Origin of the sequence: Saccharibacillus qingshengii (genome assembly GCF_013185195.1) — a bacterium.
GTDB lineage: Bacteria > Bacillota > Bacilli > Paenibacillales > Paenibacillaceae > Saccharibacillus > Saccharibacillus qingshengii.
Window position 1 is genome coordinate 256,328 of sequence record NZ_JAAZWC010000002.1, and the last position, 17,406, is coordinate 273,733.

A 17,406-nucleotide genomic window follows, 5' to 3' on the forward strand; every position below is an offset into this window, starting at 1 on the left:
ATATCGTATGCGCGTCGTATTGACCGGCGGCGGGACGGGGGGACATATCTATCCCGCTCTCGCTATCGCCGAACAGTTGAAAGCAGACAAACCCGATATCGAGTTTCTGTATATCGGAGGCAAACGGGGATTGGAAAACACGATCGTACCCGAGTCGGGCATTCCGTTCGAAACGCTCGACATCACGGGATTTCGCCGGAGTCTCTCGGCCGACAATATCAAGACGGTGCTGCGCTTTCTGCGCGGTGTCCAGGCGTCGTCGGAACTGCTCGAGAAATTCAAGCCGGACGTTGTCGTCGGAACCGGCGGTTATGTCTGCGGACCTGTCGTGTATGCGGCGCATAAGCTGCGCATTCCGACACTCATTCATGAACAAAACGCGATTCCCGGACTGACCAACCGCTTCCTGAGCCGCTATGTGAGTACGGTGGCGGTCAGCTTTGACGGGACGCAGCACCAGTTCCCAAAAGCCAAGCGGATCATGTACAGCGGCAATCCGAGAGCGACGACGGTGCACCGGGCGGATGCGGCCGAAGGATTCCGTCTGCTGGGCCTGCCTCAAGGGACGCCGGTTGTGCTCGTAGTGGGCGGCAGCATCGGAGCAAAAGCGATCAACGAAGCCATGCTGCAGATGGTACCCGATATCATGCGGATGCCGGATGTGCATTTTGTCTATGTGACGGGCAAACGCTATTACGAAGAAGCGGTACGAAGCCTGGACGAAGCGCCTTGGGTAACGCCGTCCAATCTTCATGTGCTGCCTTATGTGGAGCGGATGCCGGAAGTGCTGGCGGCGTCGATGCTTGTGGTCAGCCGGGCGGGCGCTTCATTTTTGGCGGAAGTGACTTCGCTCGGGATTCCGGCGGTGCTGATTCCTTCGCCCAATGTGACCAACAACCACCAGGAAGTTAACGCAAGGGCGCTGGAGGAAGACGGGGCCGCGATCGTGATCTTGGAGCCGGAGCTGAACGGAACTTCCTTGTTCGCCGCCGTGGAAGCGGTCGTGCGCGACGAATACCTGTGCAGCGGAATGGGCGAACGGTCCAGAAAATTGGGCAAACCGGATTCGGCGCAGGTTATTGCCGCCGAGCTCCGCAAGCTTGCCGTCCGGGCGCAGGCGATTCGCCGGGGGATGCTGTGAGCCGTCTTGTCTTTGCCATAGGGCGCGGCACGTGTATAATGAACGTAACACAAAATTCCTTCGTTCCATGGACGTTGCGAATTCCGCGTACTGCGCAATTAACCGTTCTGCTCCGATCTTTGTTTGTCGAAGAAAAGGAGACCGGGCGGCCGGATGGAGAATGGCCATGCTTAAAGTAGTCAAACCGAACGAACAGGAAGAGCAGGAAAGTCGCAGACCGCGCCGCCGGGGACGATGGAAACTTTGGTTCGTCCTTATTCTGCTGCTGGCGGCCATACTTAGCGTCGTCTTTTTCCAATCTCCGCTTAGCCGTATCCAGCAGATCGAAGTCGAAGGCAATGTGTATGTCGACCGTTCGGCGGTGATCGAGGCGGCGGGCCTGCGTATCGGAGGACAATTCTTCGCGTCAAGCTCGTCGAATGTCGAGCAGCGAATCGTGTCGAATTTGAGAGCGGTCGAGGGCGCGACGGTGAAAAAGCGGTTTCCCGGGAAGATTCTGCTTACCGTCGACGAATACGATCCGGTGGCTTACGAACTGCTGGAAGACGGCAGCATTCAGGCGCTGCTCGGCAGCGGTGCCGAGATTCCGCTTCGGGATCAGGGACTGCCCGCGGAGAAGCCCATGCTGACCGAATGGGCAGGGAAAGAAGAGCAGAAAGCCGCACTCTGCCGCGCTTTGGCTTCGGTGCCGGACAGTCTGCTGTCCGATTTGTCGGAGATTATGCCGTTTTCGACTCCTTCTTTCCCGGACAAAATCAAGGTGTATACCCGTTCGCGCTTTGAAGTGGAGACTACCATCTCCCTGCTAAAAGACAAGCTCGAAATTCTGGGCGGTATTACGGAAACCCAGAGCCCAGGCAAGATCAAACTGCTCGAAGCCGACGACTTTACTCCATTCATCCAGTCGGAAACCGAAGAGGAAGGCGGAGAGACTCCTTAACCTCCGCTACTCCCCTGACTTAAAAGATGCTATAATGTGTGCTGTATTCTCTCAAAAAGATATACAAGCGCACAAAAAAAATTCAAAACGAAAGAGGGAAAGTTTAAGCCGCGTTGAATTAATGTATAGTAGATACGCAAAATACCCGGCTTTAAACGAACCATGTGAATAATTTTGTAAACGGGAGGTGCCAAGGGCTTGAGCAACAATGACATCATTGTTAGTTTGGACATCGGTACATCCAAAGTTCGTGCTATTATTGGGGAAATAAGCAACGGAACCTTTAATATTATTGGAGTTGGATCGGCCGATTCGGAAGGAATCCGAAAAGGCGCCATAGTTGACGTCGATCAAACCGTGCAGTCGATTCGCGACGCCGTGGAACATGCCGAACGGATGGTCGGCATTCAAATAACGGAAGTTTATGTCGGCATATCGGGCAGTCATATCGGATTACAGGCCAGCCGAGGCGTTGTAACCGTCTCGAACGAAGACCGAGAAATCGGGGAAGATGACATCGAGCGGGTCACCAAAGCCGCCGAAGTTATAGCTCTTCCGCCGGAACGTGAAATCATCGATGTCGTTGCCAAGCAGTTCGTGGTTGACGGCTTGGAGGGAATTCAGGATCCGCGGGGCATGATCGGATCCCGCTTGGAGGTGGAAGCTACGATTGTCACCGGCGCAAAGACGGCTATACATAATCTTTTGCGCTGCGTGGAGAAAGCCGACCTCAAGGTGAAAGAACTGGTGCTGATTTCCCTCGGGGCCGGCCAGCTGGCGCTTACCAAGGACGAAAAAACGATGCGGACGGCTTTGATCGATATCGGAGCCGGCCAGGCGACGATTTCCGTCTTCGAAAGCGGTCATCTTGCAGCCGTCTCGACGCTTCCGGTCGGAGGCGAATACGTAACAAACGATATCGCATACGGTCTGCGTACGGTAACCGACCAGGCCGAAAAGGTAAAACTGAAATACGGATGCGCCATGATGGCGGACGCTGCGGCGGACGTTGTATTCAAGGTCAACCGGATTGGAAGCACAATCGAGAAAGAATATACGCAGGAAGACCTGGCGGCGATCATTGAACCCCGGGTGCAAGAAATCTTCCAGCTTATTCATCAAGAAATACACCGCATGGGCTACCGGGACATCTCCGGCGGCTATGTGTTGAGCGGCGGAACGGTTGCCATGCCGGGCGTCCTGCAAGTTGCCCAAAGCGAACTGACGGCTTCTGTGCGTCTTGCCGTGCCGGATTATATCGGCGTGCGGGACCCTGCCTTCACAAGCGGGATCGGCATTTTGTACAGCGTCATTCGGAAGAACCGCGGCAGAGGAAATGCAGCGCCGGGCAAGAAACCCGTCAATCGTCCTAAATCCAATCCCGCGCCGGAGACGGCTCAGAAAACCGGTTTCCTAGAAAAGCTCAAAAACATGTTTAGCGAATTTATATGAGGAACACAAAAAAGAGCCCATCCAAGGAAAACGAGGGGGAGATGGAGGACTATGTTGGAATTCGATTTCGAAATGGAAAGCCTTGCACGCATTAAAGTCATCGGCGTAGGCGGCGGAGGTAGCAATGCCGTCAACCGAATGATCGAAAATGGCGTCAAAGGCGTTGAATTTATTACCGTCAATACGGATGCTCAAGCGCTTCACCTGTCCAAGTCCGAACACAAACTTCAGATCGGCGATAAACTGACCCGCGGTCTTGGCGCAGGCGCCAATCCGGAAGTCGGCAAGAAAGCCGCTGAAGAATCCCGCGAACTGATCAGCAACACGCTGAAAGGCGCGGATATGGTCTTCGTTACGGCAGGCATGGGCGGTGGTACCGGAACGGGAGCCGCTCCGGTCATTGCCGAAATCGCACGCGAATGCGGCGCTCTGACGGTAGGGGTCGTTACGCGGCCGTTTACGTTCGAAGGACGCAAGCGCGCGGCACAAGCGGAACTCGGAATCGAAGCCCTCAAGGAAAAGGTCGATACGCTGATCGTTATTCCGAACGACCGTCTGCTTGAGATCGTCGATAAAAAGACGCCGATGCTGGAAGCTTTCCGGGAAGCCGACAACGTGCTGCGTCAGGCCGTGCAAGGTATTTCCGACCTGATCGCCGTTCCGGGCCTGATCAACCTTGACTTTGCGGACGTCAAAACGATCATGACCGAGCGCGGCTCGGCACTGATGGGCATCGGCGAAGCGTCGGGCGAGAACCGCGCGGCCGATGCGGCACGCAAAGCGATCATGAGCCCGCTGCTGGAAACGTCCATCGAAGGCGCAAGAGGCGTCATCATGAACATTACCGGCGGTTCGAATCTGTCGCTGTATGAAGTCAATGAAGCGGCCGAGATTGTCATCGAAGCTTCCGATCCGGAAGTGAATATGATCTTCGGTGCGATTATCGAAGAAGATATGAAGGACGAGATCAAAGTTACGGTGATCGCAACCGGATTCGAGCACAAGCCGTCTCCGATGAAACCGATCGTACGCAAGCCCGTGGTGCAGCAGCCGGAGAATACGACCGACCGCTCGCAGCCGCAAAGACCGGCATTTGATCCTCAATCGGGAACGGATCAGTTGGATATTCCTACCTTCCTGCGGAACCGTTCGCGTCAGAACAACGATTAACCTAACCTCATTATCGATCAAGGTAACAGTACCTTTTCAACACTAAAGGTAAGGTTACGCTCCTCTGAATCACACCTAAAGCGTGTGCGTTTCAGGAAACCGTAAACCTCGGATTAAGAGTTGAAAGGGTACCAGCTGCGATTATGGAAGATCCGCTTTCGCTACACGGAAGCGGATCTTTTTTTAACACCAGAGCCCGGATATCAACACGCCGGGATCGAGCAAGGAGGAACCGAACGCAATGACCCTTATACGAGAACCTTTTGTGCGCCGGACGGCGGAAAACGGGGCGGAAATATTCGATATCGAGCCTTGGCGGCATTTCCAGAACGTGAGCGCGGGATTCACGGGGCGCGAAGGCGGAGTAAGCGAAGGCATTTACGGACAGTTGAACTGTGCGCTGCATGTCGGCGACAATCCGGCTCACGTGGCCAAAAATCGGGCTCGGGTAGCGGAGGCTGCCGGATTTCGATTCGAAGATTGGACAAGCGGCGAGCAGGTGCATTTGGCCGAGATCGCGATTGTAACGGAAAAAGACCGCGGACGCGGACGTCTGGACCGGGAAAGCGCGTTTCCGGATACGGACGGACTGCTTACGAATGTTCCCGGCGTGCTGCTGACTTCGTTTTACGCCGACTGTACGCCGCTTTATTTTTACGATCCGGTCCGGCAGGTGGCAGGTCTGGCCCATGCCGGCTGGAAAGGCACGGTTGCGGAAATCGCTGGGCGGATGACGGAGAAGATGACCGAGCATTACGGCAGCCGGCCTGCAGACATTCTGGCCGCTATCGGTCCTTGTATCGGTGAAAGCCGCTACGAAGTGGACGAGACGGTATTGGACCGGGTACGGGTTTTGCTTGAAAAGGAGCCGGGTAATGATTCTTGTTCGCTCTCTGACTTTTCGAAAGATCGCGGAGGCGGCAAAGCGCTGCTGAACTTGAAAGAATTGAACCGACACCTTATGATAAGATCAGGAATACGTCCGGAAAGCATCGCATGCACCAGCTGGTGCACAAGCAGCCGGACCGATCTGTTCTTTTCGCATCGCCAGGAAAAAGGACGGACCGGACGGATGGCAAGCTGGATTGGGCTGAAAGAAGGAGGCACGCTCCGGTGACATTGGAACAACGGATCGCGCATGTCAACCAAACGGTGTCGGCTGCCTGTGAACGTGCAGGACGGTCGCCCGAAGAGATCCATATTGTAGCGGTCACGAAATACGTTTCGACTGAAAAAACGGCGAACGTGTTCGACAGCGGAATCCGGCATATCGGCGAGAACCGCTGGCAGAACGCCAAACCGAAATGGGAAGCGCTCGGCAGCCGGGGAGTCTGGCACTTTATCGGACAGCTGCAGAGCAATAAAGTGAAAGACGTCATCGGGAAATTCGCCTATATTCATTCCTTGGATCGTCTGTCTTTGGCCAAAGAGCTGGAACGACAAGCCGCGGCAGCCGATATAACGGTAAAGGCTTTCGTCCAGGTCAACATATCGGGCGAAGACTCCAAGTCCGGCATGCCTCCCGAGGATGTGTACGATTTTGTTCGGGAGCTGCGGGAGTATCCGCATCTGGACATCGTCGGTCTGATGACGATGGCTCCGCTGGACTCGGATGCCGAGGGAGCGCGTCCGGTATTCCGCGGTCTGCGGGAGCTGCGTGACGAACTCAATGCCCGCGAGGCGACGGCGAAACCGATTGAACATTTGTCGATGGGGATGTCGGGCGATTTCGAAGTGGCGATCGAGGAAGGGGCGACTTGGCTCCGACTGGGATCGATTCTGGTAGGAAAAGAGGAGGATTGAAGATGGGCGTCATGAACCGTTTTATGAATTTTCTCGGCCTGCAGGAAGAAGAAGAGATCGTGGAGCGTGAGAAAGTGACCGAGGCGGAAGACCCAGCGTACGACTCGGCCTCCAATTACGAACCGCGCAAAAATGCAAAAGCAAACAACGTCGTCAGTATTCATGCGCAAAAAAGCGTGAAAGTGATTCTGGTAGAGCCGCGCACCTACGACGATGCGCAGCAAATTGCGGATCATCTGCGTGCGCATCGTTCGGTTGTCGTCAATCTGCAGCAGGTCCGCCGCGACCATGCCAAGCGGATTATCGATTTCCTGGGCGGTACCGTCTATGCGATCAACGGCAACATTTCCAAAGTCGGCGGAGACATTTTCCTGTGTACGCCGGATACGGTTGAAGTCGAAGGCACCATTGCGGACCTGATCCGCGAAGATCACGAATTCAATAATCAAATGAGGTGACAGCAGCTTGGTAGAATTTCTGATTCAGATTTATAACTTTATTCCGTTGCTTTTCCAGATTTATTCCTGGGTCCTCATCATTTATATCCTGATGTCCTGGGTGCCGAACGTTCGCGAAAGCCAAGTCGGCGTTATTCTGGGCAAGATTGCGGAACCGTATCTCTCTATCTTCCGCCGCTTTATTCCGCCGATCGGCGGAATGCTCGATATCTCCCCGATCGTCGCTTTCTTCGTCCTCCAGTTCGTTCAGCGCGGCGTCATGTATCTGTTCCTGCTGCTAATCCAAGCGGTTGCGTAAGCGGACAGGCTGAGTGGAAGGAGTCGAAGGCATGACCAAAAAGCTGTACGAACATGTTCATCCCGACGAACGCGAATTCGTCGACCGCGCCAATGAATGGCTGGAAGGGGCGGCCCGTTATCACGAAACGAAGCTGACCGACTTTCTCGATCCGCGCCAGCTGCAAATTTTGTCGATGCTGGTCGGCGGCGAGCCGGATGTCTCGATTCGCCTTGAAGGCGGCAGTCCGAACGCCGAACGCCGGCGGGCGCTTATTGCGCCCGATTACCGGGAGCTCGAAGACGAGGATATGAAGCTGGCGGTGCTCTCCATTACGCCGGCAGACACCAAATTCACGGAACTCGGACATGGCGATTATATGGGCTCGGTGCTGGGACTCGGTATGAAGCGTGCCAAGATCGGCGATATTCATCCGCGCGAAGACGGCTGCCACATTGTGGTCGCCGCCGAGATCGCGGATTTTCTTAATCTGGAGCTGCGGCAGGTGCATCGGGTGAACGTATTTACCGAACTGCTGCCTGCCGCTTCGCTGTTGGCTTCGGAATCGCAATTGGCGGAAATGGAACTCACGGTCGCGTCTCCTCGTCTCGACGGCATAGCCAGCGATGTCTACCGAATGAGCCGGGCGAAGATTCTGGCTCCGATTAAAGCGGGACGCTGCCGGGTAAACTGGAAAGTGGAGGAAGACCCCTCCAAAACGCTGCGTGAAGGAGATACCGTCTCGCTTCAGGGCTTTGGACGTTTCCGGGTGCTTGAGGTAGGCGATCTGACGAAAAAAGGCCGGTATCGGATCCGGGTCGGCAAATTCGTATAGAATTTGTGTAGAGCCGACAAGGTTTCTTGCAGGAATTCACGTTTCGGCGTCGAAATTCCGATAAAACGATAAGGGACTGCAGCAGGCGGTCCTCTGCACGAACCGGATACAGCCGGCCGTTCGCCGAGGGGTTGGCGGCGTGCTCAATACACTTGGAGGTGCACAACATGGCATTAACACCGCTGGATATACATAACAAAGAATTCAGCCGGCGTCTTCGCGGATACGATGAGGATGAAGTCAACGAGTTTCTGGATCAGGTGATCAAAGACTACGAGAGCGTCATTCGCGAGAACAAAGATCTTCTGCACCGCATGACGTCGATGGAAGAGCGTCTCAACCATTTCATGAACCTGGAAGACACACTGAGCAAGACGATCATCGTGGCGCAGGAAGCGGCGGACGAAGTGCGCGGCAACGCCAAGAAGGAAGCCCAGCTGATCGTAAAAGAAGCGGAGAAAAACGCCGACCGCATTATCAACGAATCGTTGGTCAAATCGCGCAAAGTTGCCGTGGAGATGGAAGAGCTCAAAAAGCAGGCTTCGATCTACCGTACCCGTTTCCGGACACTGATCGAAGCGCAGCTTGAACTGCTCGCCCAGGACGGTTGGGACGCACTGGACCGCCAGAGCCGCGAGCTTGACCGCGAGATGGAGCAGGCCCAGGCCGAACGCCGGCGGACAAGCGAATCGTACTGAGTTGAACAGCCGCCCGAGACGCGTGTCAGCTATTGACAACGTTCGCCGATAGCGCTATAAATAAAGAACGCCGCTGCGGCGTTCAAGACGCAGTATCCCGATTCAATCCATAATCATGACTCAAATTCAACGATGGGAACAGTACGTGATGCCATTCGTTCTCCAGAGAGCCGGGCCTTCAAGAGCTGCAAGCCGGTGTACGAAGCATTAGCCGAAGATCGTCCCGGAGAAGTACGTCCGAATCCTTTGGCCGATAGTGGGCAGGAGAGAGTAGGCCGTATCGGATGCCGACCGTTACAGCGGCCCCGCGTTATTGGACGCGGAAGACAAGGTGTCGCTCTGCTGCGCGATGCCCGAAAAGCGGCGTGCTCCGGCGTTTTTCGGACAGACTGTGCAGGCAGGCGAAACAAGGGTGGTAACGCGAGCAGGCCTCGTCCCTTTACGGGGGCGGGGCTTTATTTGTTTTTAAGACCCTTTATGTTATTTTTACGAGCATTCATTCCCTATACAGAAGGAGCCGACAGACATGCAAAGAGTCGATGTGAAAGAAAAAGCGCGTGCGCGCGACCTGCGGGTATTGAACCGTTGGAATGAAGAGAATACGTTCAAGCAGTCGATCGAAAACCGCGAAGGCAAGCCGAACTTTGTCTTCTACGAAGGGCCGCCGACCGCAAACGGAGTTCCGCATATCGGACACGTGCTGGGGCGCGTTATCAAGGACTTCGTCGGCCGCTACCAGACGATGAAAGGTTTCCATGTTGTCCGCAAAGCAGGCTGGGATACACACGGTCTGCCGGTCGAACTGGGCGTGGAGAAACAGCTCGGCATCTCCGGCAAGCACGATATCGAAGAGTACGGCGTCGAGAAGTTTATCAAAAAGTGCAAAGAGAGCGTGTTTACGTACGAAAAGCAGTGGCGCGAGCTGACCGAAGCGATCGGCTACTGGACGGATCTCGATAACCCGTACATCACGCTGGATAACAAATATATCGAAAGTGTCTGGAACCTGCTCGGTACGATCCATGACAAAGGCCTGCTGTACCGCGGACACCGCGTCAGCCCGTATTGTCCTTCGTGTCAGACGACGCTGAGCTCGCACGAAGTGGCGCAGGGCTATGAAGACGTCAAAGATCTGAGCGCGACTGCCAAGTTCAAGCTGGAAAACGGCGAGTTCATACTGGCTTGGACGACGACGCCGTGGACGCTGCCTTCGAATATGGCGTTGGCCGTTAATCCGAGCATGACTTATGTCAAAGTGAAGCAGGAAGGCGACGTGCTGATCCTGGCGAAAAACTTGACGGGCAGCGTGCTCAAAGGCGAGTTCGAGACGCTGTCCGAGCTGCAGGGTTCCGAGCTGGTCGGTCTGAGCTACGATGCGCCGTTCCACTACTTCACGCCTGAAAAAGGACATATCGTTCTTGGCGCAGACTTCGTCACGGATTCGAGCGGTACGGGGATCGTGCATTTGGCGCCTGCTTTCGGCGAAGACGATTACCGCGTCTGCCGCGAGAATGGGATCAGCTTCATCAACCTGGTTGATTCGCAGGGCCGCTTCGTCGATGAAGTGACCGATTTTGCCGGACGTTTCGTCAAAGACGGCGAGACCGATATCGAGATCGTCAAATGGTTGTCCGAAAAAGGGCGCCTGTACAGCAAAGAAAAATATGAGCACAGCTATCCGTTCTGCTGGAGATGTCACACGCCGCTGCTGTATTATGCAACGGACAGCTGGTTTATCCGCACAACGGCGGTCAAAGACAAACTGGTCGAGAACAACAAAGGTGTCAAATGGTATCCGGAACATGTACGCGATGGCCGTTTCGGCAAATTCCTCGACGATCTGATCGACTGGAACATCAGCCGCAACCGCTACTGGGGCACGCCGCTCAACGTTTGGGTATGCGAAGAAACGGGCAAGGAATACGCGCCGAAGAGTATCGCCGATCTGCGCGAGCGCGCCGTGGACTTCGTGCCGGAAGACATCGAGCTGCACAAGCCTTACGTGGACGCGATCAAGCTGAAGTCCCCGTTTGCCGAAGGCGCGGTCATGACCCGTACATCCGAAGTGATCGACGTCTGGTTCGACAGCGGTTCGATGCCGTTCGCGCAGCAGCATTATCCGTTCGAAAACGAAGAAGCGTTCAAAGCGCAGTATCCGGCCGACATGATCGTCGAAGGGATCGACCAGACGCGCGGTTGGTTCTACAGCCTGCTTGCGGTATCGACTATGATCACCGGCGAAGCGCCGTACAAATCCGTTATGGCGACGGGGCATATCCTGGACGAGAACGGCCAGAAGATGTCCAAGTCCAAAGGCAACGTCGTCGATCCGTGGGAAGTGCTCGAAGAATATGGCATGGACGCGTTCCGCTGGGTGATGCTGGCCGACAGCGCACCGTGGAACACGAAGCGCTTTTCCAAAAGCGTCGTGGGCGAAGCCAAGTCCAAAGTCGTCGACACGATCGTCAACACGCATGCGTTCCTGACGCTGTACGCGGACATCGACGGGTTCGATCCGGCGGAGCATCCTTTTGCAGTGCCGACCGGACGCCTGGATCGCTGGATCTTGTCCCGCCTGCACAGCCTGGTAGCGGCCGCGAACGAAGCGCTTGCCGATAACGACTTCCTGAGCGCTGCCAAAGGCATCGAAGAATTCGTCGACGGCTTGAGCAACTGGTATATCCGCCGTTCGCGCGACCGGTTCTGGGGCAGCGGCTTGACGGACGATAAGCTCGACGCGTACCGCACGCTGACCGAAGTGCTCTCGACGCTCGCGCGCCTGATCGCTCCGTTCATGCCGGTGCTGGCCGAAGATCTGTACGGCAACTTGGGCGGCCAAACGAGCGTGCATCTGGCGGATTATCCGACGGCCGACGCTTCGCTGATCGACGAAGACCTGGAGCGCGATATGAAGACATCGCAGCAGATCGTGGAACTGGCCCGCAACGTGCGCAACGAGAACAGCCTCAAGACGCGCCAGCCGCTGTCCGAGCTGATCGTCTCGATGGACCGCGAGTTCGACCTGACCGATTACGCGGAGATCGTCAAGGACGAGATCAACGTGAAGCAGATCCGGATCGAGAGCGGAGACAGCGACTTCGTCGACTACACGCTCAAGCTGAACCTCAAAGTGGCAGGCAAAAAGTACGGCAAAAACGTCGGCTTCCTGCAAAACCACTTCAAAGGCATGACGGCGCAGGAGACGCGTGCGGTCGTGGACAGCGGACACTTCAATATCACGTCGCCGGAAGGCGAAGAACTTCAAGTGACGGGCGAAGAGCTGCTGATCGAGAAAAAAGCGAAAGAAGGATTCGCGTCCGCGTCCGGCTACGGCCTGACGGTGGCGCTGAACACTGACGTGACGCCGGAACTCGAACAGGAAGGTTGGGTTCGCGAGATCGTCCGGGCTGTGCAGGATACGCGCAAAAAGCTCGACCTCAAAGTCGAACAGCGAGTGGATCTTACGCTCGACGTGGACGCCGAACTGCAGGCTGCGCTTGAAGCGTTCGACTCCGTGCTGCGCGAGAACGTGCTCGTGGACGGCGTATCGTTCGGTTCGGAAGACGACATGGAGAGAATGACGCTGGGCGGCAAAGAAGTCGGCATCAAGATTCGCTGAGACTGAAGGCAAACCGCTCGTCGCCAGACGTTTGTAAAGACTGCGGAAGGCCCCCGCGGACACCGTCCTTATCGACGGTCGACCGCGGGGCCTTGTTCTGCCCGGCCCGTGCGATAGACGCTTTCTTCGGCGCTGTGCTACAATAGACGGGCCGGAAAGGAAGCTTTTGTCGTCCGCCGGTCCCAACTTGAAGGTATGAGGTGACGGATTAACGTGATTTATTATGTGATCGCGCTTGTAGCTTTTCTGATCGACCAAGGCACTAAATATTTGGTAGCTACGCGCATGGAGGTTAAAGAGCAAATTCCGATTATAGGCGACTTCTTTATCCTGACTTCGCACCGGAACAAAGGCGCTGCATTTGGCATTCTGCAGGAGCAGCAGTGGTTCTTTATCATTGTGACGCTTGTGGTCGTTGCCGGTATTGTCTGGTATCTCCAGCGTGTCAAACATGCCAAGGGTTCGGCGCGTCTGCTGCCTGTCGCACTCAGCCTTGTACTCGGCGGCGCACTCGGCAATTTCCTGGACCGTCTTCGCATGGGCGAAGTCGTGGATTTTTTCCTGTTCAACTTCGGCAGTTACAGCTTCCCGATCTTCAATGTTGCGGATGCCTGCATCGTAGTCGGCGTTGCCCTCATCATTATCGACACCCTGCTCGACGCCAAACGCCCGAACGAAACGCAGTCTACGGACAAGCTTGAAGAACGTACGGAGGAATAAACATGGATAACAAGCAATCTGCGGATCTTTCCGCTTCGGCTGAAGAAAACGCGCCGGAAGAAGAAAGTCTGCAATGGAACGTATCTGCCGAATCTCAAAAGCAGCGCCTTGACAAATACGTCACCGAAGCGATGGGCGACGAAGTTTCCCGTTCGCAGATCCAGCTCTGGATCGATCAGGGGCATGTAACCGTAAATGGAAAAATCGCCAAAGCCAATCACAAGCTTACGGAAGGCGAGACCGTTGAAGTTCGTATTCCGGCTCCCGAGTCCGTCGATATCGTGCCGGAAGACATTCCGCTCGAAGTCGTGTACGAGGACTCCGATGTGATCGTCGTGAACAAACCTCGCGGGATGGTTGTGCATCCTGCGGTCGGCCATTCGTCGGGTACGCTGGTGAATGCCTTGATGTTCCACTGCAAAGACCTGTCGGGCATCAACGGGGAGGTTCGTCCCGGTATCGTGCACCGTATCGACAAAGATACCAGCGGCCTGCTGATGGCCGCCAAGAACGACAAAGCCCATACTTCTTTGGCCGACCAGCTCAAAGAACACTCGGTCAGCCGGATTTACCGGGCTTTGGTTCACGGCAACATCGGGCACGATCACGGCACGGTCGACGCCAATCTGGCCCGAGACCCGCATGATCGCAAGATGTTTACCGTCGTCTCAAGCGGCGGCAAGCATGCGATCACGCATTTTAACGTGATGGAACGCTTCGGCGATTACACGCTGCTCGAGCTGAAACTCGAAACCGGACGCACCCACCAGATCCGTGCGCATATGAAGTTTATCGGTCATCCTCTCGTAGGGGATCCGATGTACGGCCGCACCGGCGGTTTGAAGCTGCAGGGCCAGGCCCTGCATGCGGCATCGCTCGGCTTCACGCATCCGGCGTCGGGAGAACGGCTTGAGTTCTCCGCTCCGATCCCTGCGGACCTCGAAGAGCTTCTGATCCATCTGCGCAGCCGCTGAGCTTTAAGCCTTGTCTTTAGGCTCTTGACGATTCGCGAAGCGGAGCCCGTCTGCCGCTCTTGGCGCACCGCGAAGCGAAGCCTATCTCTTGCTCTGCCGTTCGCTTCTGAATCAGACGAACCCAGGGCCATGCCCACCCAATGCTTGCTCTCCGCAAAGAGGGCAAGTATTTTTTCGCCCTTCCATCCCGAAGCGTCTCCCAACCGCCTCCCTGCGCAAAAACACCAATTTTCCGCCACATAATCCATGTTCCCCAAGCCGCGATTGCGGCATCATGGAACTTAGATCATACTGTCCAAGGAGCTGAACTTAACCATGAGTATCGAAGAATATCAAAACACATTTGTCCAGCAGGTATTCGCCGACCGAATCGGCGGAGCGAACTACGGCAAGGACACCAACATCTATAAATTCGAAAAGATCAAACGTGCCAAAGCGGCTGCGCGCCAGGCATTTCCCGATGTCGAACTGATCGATATGGGCGTCGGCGAACCGGACGAGATGGCCGATGCCGGTATCGTAGCCAAACTCGCGGAAGAAGCGGCCAAGCCCGAGAACCGCGGTTATGCCGATAACGGCATCCCGGAATTCAAAGCGGCTGCCGCGCAGTACCTGGCCGACGTGTTCAAGGTCGAAGGCATCGATCCGACAACCGAAATCGTCCACTCGATCGGCTCCAAGCCGGCGCTTGCCATGCTGCCGTCCGTGTTCATCAATCCGGGCGACGTAGCGATCCTGACCGTTCCGGGTTATCCGGTTCTCGGTACGCATACGAAATATGTAGGCGGCGAAGTGTACAATGTACAGCTGACCCAAGAAAACGGCTTCCTGCCTAATCTGGACGAGATTCCGGCCGATATCGCGAAGCGTGCCAAACTGCTGTACCTGAACTACCCGAACAACCCGACCGGCGCAAGCGCAACGGTAGAGTTTTTCACGAAAGTCGTTGAATGGGCCAAAGCGAACGAAGTCATCGTCGTACACGATGCTCCTTATGCGGCTTTGACGTACGACGGCCTCAAGCCGCTCAGTTTCCTGAGCGTACCGGGCGCCAAAGACGTAGGGATCGAGCTGCATTCCCTGTCCAAGTCGTACAACATGACCGGCTGGAGAATCGGCTTCGTTGCCGGCAACCCGCTGATCGTCAAAGCGTTCAGCGACGTGAAGGACAACAACGATTCCGGACAGTTTATCGCGATCCAGAAAGCGGCCGCTTACGGACTCGCCAACCCGTCGATCACGGAAGCCATCGCCGAGAAATATTCGCGCCGCCACGATATGCTGGTTGGTGCGTTGAATGAACTGGGCTTCACCGCAGCGAAGCCTAAAGGTTCGTTCTTCCTGTATGTACAGACGCCGAAAGGTATCCAGGGCGGCGAAACGTTCGGCAGCGGCGAAGCCTTCTCACAGTTCCTGATTCGCGAAAAACTCATCTCCACCGTGCCTTGGGACGATGCGGGTTCGTTCGTGCGCTTCTCTGTCACGTTTGAAGCCAAAGGCCTGGACGAAGAAAAGCGCGTTATTGAAGAAATCAAACGCCGCTTGAGCGATGTGCAGTTCGAATTTTAATCGGCTGCTTTCCGTTTGATCGGTAATTGTTGCGTATGAAAAAGCCGCCGTGATTGTCCCGGCGGCTTTTTGGCCTATTCTTTTGGGGCAACGCCCGTTTGTTGGGTGCGGATCCGCTCAGTCGATCTTGAACCGCTCCACTTCGCCCTGCAGCTGCTCGGCGAGCAGAGCCAGGGAAGCGGAAGATTGTCCGATCTGTTCCATCGAAGCAAGCTGTTCTTCGGCAGCAGCCGCGATTTCATGGGTACCGGACTGGTTGGCTTCGGCGGCTTTGGAAATCTCGCGTACGGCTTGTGCGACTTCTTCGGCATGGCCGGCGACTTCGATGACCTGTTTGTTCATGCCGCCGAGATCGCCCGACACTTCTTCGGATGCCGTCTTAAGCCGGCGCAGATTGTCTGCGGTTCTTTCTGCGGTCTCAAGACCTCCCGTTACGGAAGAACGGATCTTGACGAACGTTTCCAGCGAAGCCTGAATATCCGACACGATATCTTGAATCAAGCCTTCGATCGTTTTGGCCGAGTCGGCCGACTGCTGCGCGAGTTTCTTGACTTCGTTGGCGACGACCGTAAAGCCCAGTCCGGCTTCGCCGGCGCGCGCCGCTTCGATCGAAGCATTCAAAGCGAGCAGATTGGTCTGCGAAGCGATCTCGTCGATCGTATGCAGGATACCGGTAATCGTCTGCGATTTGGCGGAGAGACCCGAGATCACTTCGCCGCCTTCGCGTACGGACACATCGATTTCCCGGATCCGATCAAGCGTCTGGTCAACAAGCAGGTCGCCTTCTTCAGCCATTTCGGCCGAACTGCGGGAAGCTTGGGCCAGACGTTCCGAGCTGGTACGCAGTTCGGACAGCCATTCGAATACTTGGGCCAGGCGACGGGAACTGTCGGCTACGCTGTCGCTCTGCCGTTCGCTGCCCGCGGCGAAGCCTTCGATAGATTCCGTAATCTGCCGGGTTGCTTTGCCTGTGTGTTCGGCGCTGGCACTAAGTTCTTCCGAAGAAGCCGCTACGTCCGAGACGGAACCGTTAATCGAGCGAACAAGTCCTCCAAGCGACACGTTCATGCTCTGGAACGAAGCGGCCAGCTGGCCGATTTCGTCCCGGCTGGAATCGCTGATCGTTCCGGTCAGATCGCCGGAGCTGATCGCTTCTGCGGCGCGTGCGACTTTCTTCAGACGCCGTGCGATAGACTGCGTCATCAGCCAGATGATCGCTCCGCCTACGACCAGGGATACGATCAGAACGCTCAGGAGCCGGTAGAAGATCGGCTGGGCGGCTTCCTGAATTTCGTTTTCGTAATAGCTGCCCCAGATGATCCAGCCGCTGAGTTCGTTCTTTTCGTACACCAGCGCTTTGGACTCGGACTTGAACAGATAGCTGAATGTACCGGAGTTTTCTTTTTCTTCGGACAGCCGGGTCGAAATCTCGTCCTGGTCTCCGGTTGCATAAGTCGGATGGGAGAGGTAGGTGCCGCTCTCCGTCGTGATAAAAGCATAACCTTCTTTGCCGATATGCATCGTTTGCGTCGTTTGGAGCAGGGAATCGATCGAGATATCGATCCCGACTACGCCGCTGCCGTCATTCATCCGCTTGGCGATTGTGATTCCTGTTTTTCCGCTGGAAGCCGAGACATAAGGTTCCGTCACGACAGCTTGGCCGGGATTCTCCATGGCCTGGCTGTACCAACCGCGCGTACGGGGATCGTAGTCGGCGGGAAGGTTGACGTAGCTGGAAGCCGAACCGATA

15 protein-coding genes are annotated in these 17,406 nt (G+C 55.8%); 14 read left to right on the plus strand and 1 reads right to left on the minus strand.

Annotated elements, in window-relative coordinates:
* The first annotated feature begins 7 nt into the window (after positions 1-7).
* The 14 genes from murG (at position 8) to HRQ60_RS03065 (ending at position 15,656) form a co-directional block, all read left to right on the plus strand.
* Positions 8-1,141, plus strand: a complete 1,134-nt coding sequence (gene murG / locus HRQ60_RS03000; RefSeq protein ID WP_172194145.1) for an undecaprenyldiphospho-muramoylpentapeptide beta-N-acetylglucosaminyltransferase — start codon at positions 8-10, stop codon at positions 1,139-1,141.
* Between the two features lie 166 nt (positions 1,142-1,307).
* Positions 1,308-2,081: a cell division protein FtsQ/DivIB gene (locus HRQ60_RS03005; RefSeq protein ID WP_172194146.1), complete on the plus strand. Its 774-nt coding sequence runs from the start codon at positions 1,308-1,310 to the stop codon at positions 2,079-2,081.
* Positions 2,082-2,279: 198 nt separating this feature from the next.
* Complete coding sequence (ftsA, locus tag HRQ60_RS03010) at positions 2,280-3,533, plus strand: cell division protein FtsA (protein ID WP_172194147.1); 1,254 nt, start codon at positions 2,280-2,282, stop codon at positions 3,531-3,533.
* Between the two features lie 51 nt (positions 3,534-3,584).
* Positions 3,585-4,703, plus strand: a complete 1,119-nt coding sequence (ftsZ, locus tag HRQ60_RS03015; RefSeq protein ID WP_172194148.1) for a cell division protein FtsZ — start codon at positions 3,585-3,587, stop codon at positions 4,701-4,703.
* A gap of 241 nt (positions 4,704-4,944) precedes the next feature.
* The gene (pgeF, locus tag HRQ60_RS03020; RefSeq protein ID WP_172194149.1) at positions 4,945-5,820 is read left to right on the plus strand and encodes a peptidoglycan editing factor PgeF; all 876 of its coding nucleotides are present in this window, start codon (positions 4,945-4,947) and stop codon (positions 5,818-5,820) included.
* Positions 5,817-6,506: a YggS family pyridoxal phosphate-dependent enzyme gene (locus HRQ60_RS03025; protein ID WP_172194150.1), complete on the plus strand. Its 690-nt coding sequence runs from the start codon at positions 5,817-5,819 to the stop codon at positions 6,504-6,506. Before pgeF ends, HRQ60_RS03025 begins: the two co-directional genes overlap by 4 nt.
* A gap of 2 nt (positions 6,507-6,508) precedes the next feature.
* Positions 6,509-6,964, plus strand: a complete 456-nt coding sequence (locus HRQ60_RS03030) for a cell division protein SepF (protein ID WP_172194151.1) — start codon at positions 6,509-6,511, stop codon at positions 6,962-6,964.
* 7 nt (positions 6,965-6,971) lie between these two features.
* Positions 6,972-7,262, plus strand: coding sequence for a YggT family protein (locus HRQ60_RS03035; RefSeq protein WP_172194152.1), 291 nt, complete (start codon positions 6,972-6,974; stop codon positions 7,260-7,262).
* Positions 7,263-7,293: 31 nt separating this feature from the next.
* Complete coding sequence (locus tag HRQ60_RS03040) at positions 7,294-8,076, plus strand: YlmH family RNA-binding protein (RefSeq protein WP_172194153.1); 783 nt, start codon at positions 7,294-7,296, stop codon at positions 8,074-8,076.
* 167 nt (positions 8,077-8,243) lie between these two features.
* Positions 8,244-8,774, plus strand: a complete 531-nt coding sequence (locus HRQ60_RS03045; RefSeq protein ID WP_172194154.1) for a DivIVA domain-containing protein — start codon at positions 8,244-8,246, stop codon at positions 8,772-8,774.
* A 526-nt stretch (positions 8,775-9,300) separates the two neighbouring features.
* A complete protein-coding gene (gene ileS / locus HRQ60_RS03050) occupies positions 9,301-12,393 on the plus strand; it encodes an isoleucine--tRNA ligase (RefSeq protein ID WP_172194155.1) in 3,093 nt (1,030 codons plus the stop codon).
* A gap of 213 nt (positions 12,394-12,606) precedes the next feature.
* Entirely contained in the window at positions 12,607-13,113 is a 507-nt protein-coding gene (gene lspA / locus HRQ60_RS03055; RefSeq protein WP_172194156.1) for a signal peptidase II, read from the plus strand.
* Between the two features lie 2 nt (positions 13,114-13,115).
* Positions 13,116-14,087, plus strand: coding sequence for an RluA family pseudouridine synthase (locus tag HRQ60_RS03060; protein WP_172194157.1), 972 nt, complete (start codon positions 13,116-13,118; stop codon positions 14,085-14,087).
* Between the two features lie 315 nt (positions 14,088-14,402).
* Positions 14,403-15,656: an LL-diaminopimelate aminotransferase gene (locus HRQ60_RS03065; protein ID WP_172194158.1), complete on the plus strand. Its 1,254-nt coding sequence runs from the start codon at positions 14,403-14,405 to the stop codon at positions 15,654-15,656.
* A gap of 117 nt (positions 15,657-15,773) precedes the next feature.
* Here the strand turns inward: HRQ60_RS03065 and HRQ60_RS03070 are convergent, their stop codons facing one another.
* Entirely contained in the window at positions 15,774-17,405 is a 1,632-nt protein-coding gene (locus HRQ60_RS03070) for a methyl-accepting chemotaxis protein (protein WP_343044600.1), read from the minus strand.
* Position 17,406: the final 1 nt, after the last annotated feature.